Below are 4952 nucleotides of genomic sequence, written 5' to 3'. Positions count from 1 at the left end.
CATGCCCAGCAGCGGCGTGACCGGTACACCCAGTGCCAATTGCACGGCCTGCTGCGGGTAAGGATCGTGGGCGTCGGCCAACCACAGCTGCACGCCGTGTTCATCCAGCGCCAGCGGGCACACGTGGAATTGCTTGAGGAAGCGCAGCGACAGCGGCAGGCCTTCGGCCAGCGCCTGCGGTGGCGATTCAGGCAGCTGCCGTCCTTCCAGCAGCGGCAGGCCCAGCACATCGGCGCTGGCCTGCGCCTGGTCACGTTCGGACACCAGCCCAAGCCGTACCAGCAGCCCAAGCAGGCTGCCACCGGACTCGGCATGCAGCGGCCGCGCACGTGCCAGATCTCCTTCCTTGAGCCGACCACGTGCCAGCAGCGCATCGAGGATGCGGCCTTCAGTGTCGTCGATGGCGGTGGCAGCGAGCGCGTTCACGTGACTCTCCTGTCGATCGTCCCGACTTTAGCAGTTAAGCCGTGGTTTCCACCCTCTCCGGTTCTTCTTTCGTAAAAAGACGAGGCCCGTCACACAGGTGACGGGCCCCGCTTATTCATTTACGACAGTCGGTTATTACTGGGTCGCCAGGATGCTCACCCCGCTGTAAGCGGCCTCACCCACCACCTTGATGTAGTAGGTACCGGCCACCGGCTTGGCCACGCGCACGGTTTCGGTATTGCCCGGGCGGGTCGACTTGGCATCGTTGTCGGTCGCGGTGGGCACGCGGCCCTGCGCCAGGTACACCGACACGTTGCCGCTGCCGCCGTAGGTCAGCACGCTCAGCGTCTTGCCGGCGGCCGCTTCGAAGGTATAGACGGTTTCGCTGGCGGCCGCACCGGCCAGCCCGCCCACGGTCACCTTGTTGGTCAGCGGAATGCCTTCCGGCTCGCAGTTCTCGGTGCACGGCTCCTTCAGCGCAGCATCCAGTGCGGCCTTGGCATCGAGGATGCCGGTACCGATCGGGGTGGCCGCCGGGATGGTCACCGGGAACTTGCGCGCCGACTGCTTGAGCAGGGTTTCCAGCGCGGCCGGGGCCAGCGGCTCCTTGCCCTTGGCGATCAGCGCGCTCTGCACCATGGCAGCCACCGCGGCAACGTGCGGCGAGGACATCGAGGTACCGCCCTTGCCCATCAGCACCCACTCACCGGCGTCCGGGGTGGTTTCCGAACTGGAACCGACCTGCCAGATGTAGCCGTTCGGGTTGCCGTCGACACTGCCGCCACCGCCCGGGGCCGACAGGTCTACCGCGGTGCCGTAGTTGGAGTAATAGGTGATGCCACCGGTGACACGGGTCGCACCCACCGCCACCACGTTGTTGCAGCTGGCCGGACGGTACTTGGACGCGTTGTCGGTTTCGTTGCCGGCCGCGACCACCACCAGGGTGCCGCGCGACACGGCGCCGTTGATCGCGTCCTGGTAGGCGGCATCGCAGGCGCCACCACCACCCAGGCTCATGTTGATGATTTCCGCCGGATTGGTGTTGGCCGGAATGCCCGGCACGGTGCCGCCCGACGCCCAGGTGATGGCGTCGCTGATGTCGGCCAGGGTGCCGCCGCACTTGCCCAGCACGCGCACCGGCAACACCTTGGCCTTGTAGGCCAGGCCTGCCAGGGCACTGCCGTTGTTGGTCACCTCGGCAATGGTGCCGGCCACGTGCGTGCCGTGCCAGGAACTGCCTTCCGGTTCGGAACCGGTGTAGCACTCGTTGGCCGTTTCCACCCAGTCGCCGTAGTCGGTGGCACCCGGTGCGCGGCCATCGTTCGGGCGGCGCGAGGATTCCTTGTCACTGATGAAATCGTAGCCTTCCAGCAGGTTGCTGCCGAAATCCGGCACGCCCGGCAGGATGCCGGTATCGAGCACGGCGACCACGATGCCCTCGCCCTGCGAGAGATCCCACGCGGCCGGTGCATTCACACCACCGGTGGCGTTGAAGAAGTTCCACTGGTACTGCGCGTAGTTGGGATCGTTGGGCACCAGTGCCGGCTGCGCATTGGTGGCACGCAGGTCCGAGCGCTGCAGGCGCACGTTGGCCACCGCGTACTGCACCGACGGATCGGCATTCAGTTCAGCCAGTACCTTCTGCATGTCGGCCGAGCCCAGCCGGGACTTCAGGCGGATCAGGTCGCCACCGGTACCGAGCTTGCGCTCCACCAGCGGGGAAAGTGCCGCAGCACGGCTGGTGGTGCCGCTGCTGACGATGGCACGCGACAGTGCCGACTGCACGACCGAGAGCTTGGTCGAACGATCGCTGGCGGCCGCGGTGCCGTTGCGGTACTTCACGATGATGCCGTCCACGCTCTGCTGGGCAGTGCTGGCCACGCGCGCCGGTTCCTTGGCCACGCCCGGCTTGGCCGCATGCGCCGCACCGACGCCGACAGTCAGCGACAACACGGCGGCAGCCAGCACATTGATGCGAAGGGTCTGCTTCTTGGTCACGTTCGAAATCCTCTTCAAGGTCATGGTTGAGCTTTCCTTCTCCGTCCGTTGCACGGACGGAGCTCACTACGGCCATCACTCCCTGCGACTGCCCTGGCTGGCCCACCAGGGTTGCCATGCCACGCCCCTTTGGCGCTCACTGCTCGACGTGCCGATGGGTTGTCCACCGGCACGTTGTTGCGCACTTACCAGCCGAAGCCGGCACCCACGCCGACCGAGCTGTCATCACTGCTGAAGGCACCACCGACGGTGACCGTGGCGCGATCGCTGATCGCACGCTGGTAGCCCAGCGACATGGCCGACTCGCCGCCCTGGAAACCGATGCCGACGCCGACCCGGTTCTGGGTGCGGATGCCGGCGGCACTGGTGGCCATGTTGAGCATCGCTGCGCTCATCGCGCCCTGGCGGTCGATGCGGCGATCCATGTGGCGCAGGCGTCCATCAACTTCGCCCTTGAACACATCGAAGCTGTCGGTGACTGCCTGCACGCGGCTGTCGGTGTAGCTGTTGGCGGTGGTGATGCCACGATCCAGCTGGCCCTTGTTGACCGCATCGGTTGCGGTGGTACCGGCCGCCACGTTGGTGACCTGGCGTTCGTTGCCCTCACTGCCGACCGAGACGGTGTTGGCGCGATCGGCAACCGAGCCCTGGCCCAGCGCCACCGCATTGGCCGCCGTTGCACTCGCGCCCTGGCCGACAGCGGTGGACGATGCACCGCTGGCGACTGCGCCATCGCCCATCGCGACGGCGTTGACGCCACCGCCTGCGACCAGTGCCGGCTGAGCACTGCCTGCGCTGGCAGCGGTCGGCGTGCCCTGCACACGGGCCGTTGCCGATCCGCCATCCGCCAGGCTCGCGTCGGTGGCAGCCGACGCCGTGGCCACGTTGGACGCGTCTGCGTCCAGCGGGGCGGCCATCGAACGCAGGCTGGCCGCGCCGGAACGCGTGCCGCTGGCGGTGCGACGATCGATCTCGCTGACCTTGCGGTCCAGTGCGCCCAGCGCGTCGCCGACGTTGCTGTAGGTGGACCCCTGGATCACATAGTTCGGCGCGACGAACACGCCCTGCATGCCGACGCTGGCACCGCCGCCGAGGAAGCTGGCGGCATCGCTGAGCGACTGGAACAGCTGCCCACCGTTGATCGCCTGGCGGCTGCCGGAGGCGATGCTGCCGGCGCCGACGTTGTCGATGGTGGTGCCCTGGATACCGGCCAGGGTCAGGCGGTCGCGGCTGGCATCGTCGTAGCCGACCGAGCTGGCCGCGCTGGTTTCAACAGTGGCGATGCGCGAGTCGAAATCACCGACCCGGGTTTCCACCGCACCCACGCGCTGGTTGGTGACGTTGAGCTGTGAACCGGTCACGGCGTCGCTGCTGCCGGCGGCGATGCGGCCATCGGCAACGTTGACGATGCGGCGCGTAGCAGGACCATCAGTGCCGTTGCCGCCACCGACCGACACTACGTTTGCATCCACCGCACGCGCGCCGGCACCGAGTGCCACTGAGTTGCTGCCGGTGACGGCGGCATTGGCGCCTACGGCCAGTGATGCGTTGCCGACGGCGCTGGCGTTGCTGCCCAGTGCATTGCTGCGGTTGCCACTGGCAGTGGCACTGGAGCCCACCGCCACTGCGTTGGTACCGCTGGCAGTGGCGGTGCCGCTGCCGTTGGCACGGAAGTGCCTGCTGGTGGCGTCGGCGGTGGAGGCCACCGCATCCAGCTGGCCCTTGTTCACCGCATCGTTGGCCTGGGTACCGGCGGCCACGTTGGTCACCTGGCGGTTGATCGCGCTGTGGCTGACCCCGGCAGCATCGACCCACTCCTGCGCCGCACCCACCGATACCGCATTGGCACGGTCGGCCAGCGAACCTGCACCGAGCGCCACGCTGTTGTCGGCGTCCTTGGTGGTCCAGGTATTGCTGCCCAGCACGGTGGCATTGGTGGCCTGCGCATAGCTGTTGTAGCCGACCACGGTGGCACCGTCCTCGGTGGCCCATGCCTCGCTGCCGATCGCGGTGGTGTGCTGGCCCGTGCCAACGCTGTTGGCGTCCTGTCCGGCCAGCGCGTTGAAGCCGACCGCCACGCCATTGAGCCCGGTGGTGGCATTGTTGCCCAGTGCGGTACCGAACTGGCCGGCGCGCGCCTGCACGCCGAAACCAGCACCGGCGATCTGCGCGACGGTGCCCTGGCCCACGGCTGTGGACACTTCGGCGGCCTGCGCGCCACTGCCCAGCGCGGTGCCGAAGAAGGCGGACGTGGCACCGGCACCGTAGGAGGTGGACTGCCAGCCGTTGGCCGACGCGAAGTTGCCGACGGCGGTGGCTTCGCGACCATCAGCGGTTGCGCCATAACCGACCGCGGTTGCGGCCAGCCCGTTGGCCTGGGCGATGCCGCCGACGGCGACCGCACCGATGCCCTGCGCCTGGGACTGAGCACCGAGGGCCACACTGGCCGGGCCTGCGCTGCTGCTTTCCACGCCGATGGAAATCGCGCCACCGGCCGTGCTGCTGGCGCTGCTGCCGATCGCCACACC

General features: G+C 68.0%; 2 protein-coding genes and 1 pseudogene. All 3 read right to left on the bottom strand.

Annotation, left to right across the window (positions count from 1 at the left end; genetic code table 11):
* Positions 1-426, bottom strand: a pseudogene (locus AC1VAN_RS11140) (type II secretion system protein GspE); the annotation flags it as partial.
* A gap of 135 nt (positions 427-561) precedes the next feature.
* Entirely contained in the window at positions 562-2448 is a 1887-nt protein-coding gene (locus AC1VAN_RS11135; protein ID WP_032977158.1) for a S8 family peptidase, read from the bottom strand.
* Between the two features lie 161 nt (positions 2449-2609).
* On the bottom strand, positions 2610-4952 hold a 2343-nt coding region (locus AC1VAN_RS11130), incomplete at its 5' end, for a YadA family autotransporter adhesin (RefSeq protein WP_480985813.1).

The sequence above is a fragment of the Stenotrophomonas sp. 05L44_2 genome (assembly GCF_056665995.1).
The sequence above is the reverse complement of the archived record's forward strand: the minus strand, read 5'-3'. Positions and strand labels throughout refer to the sequence as shown.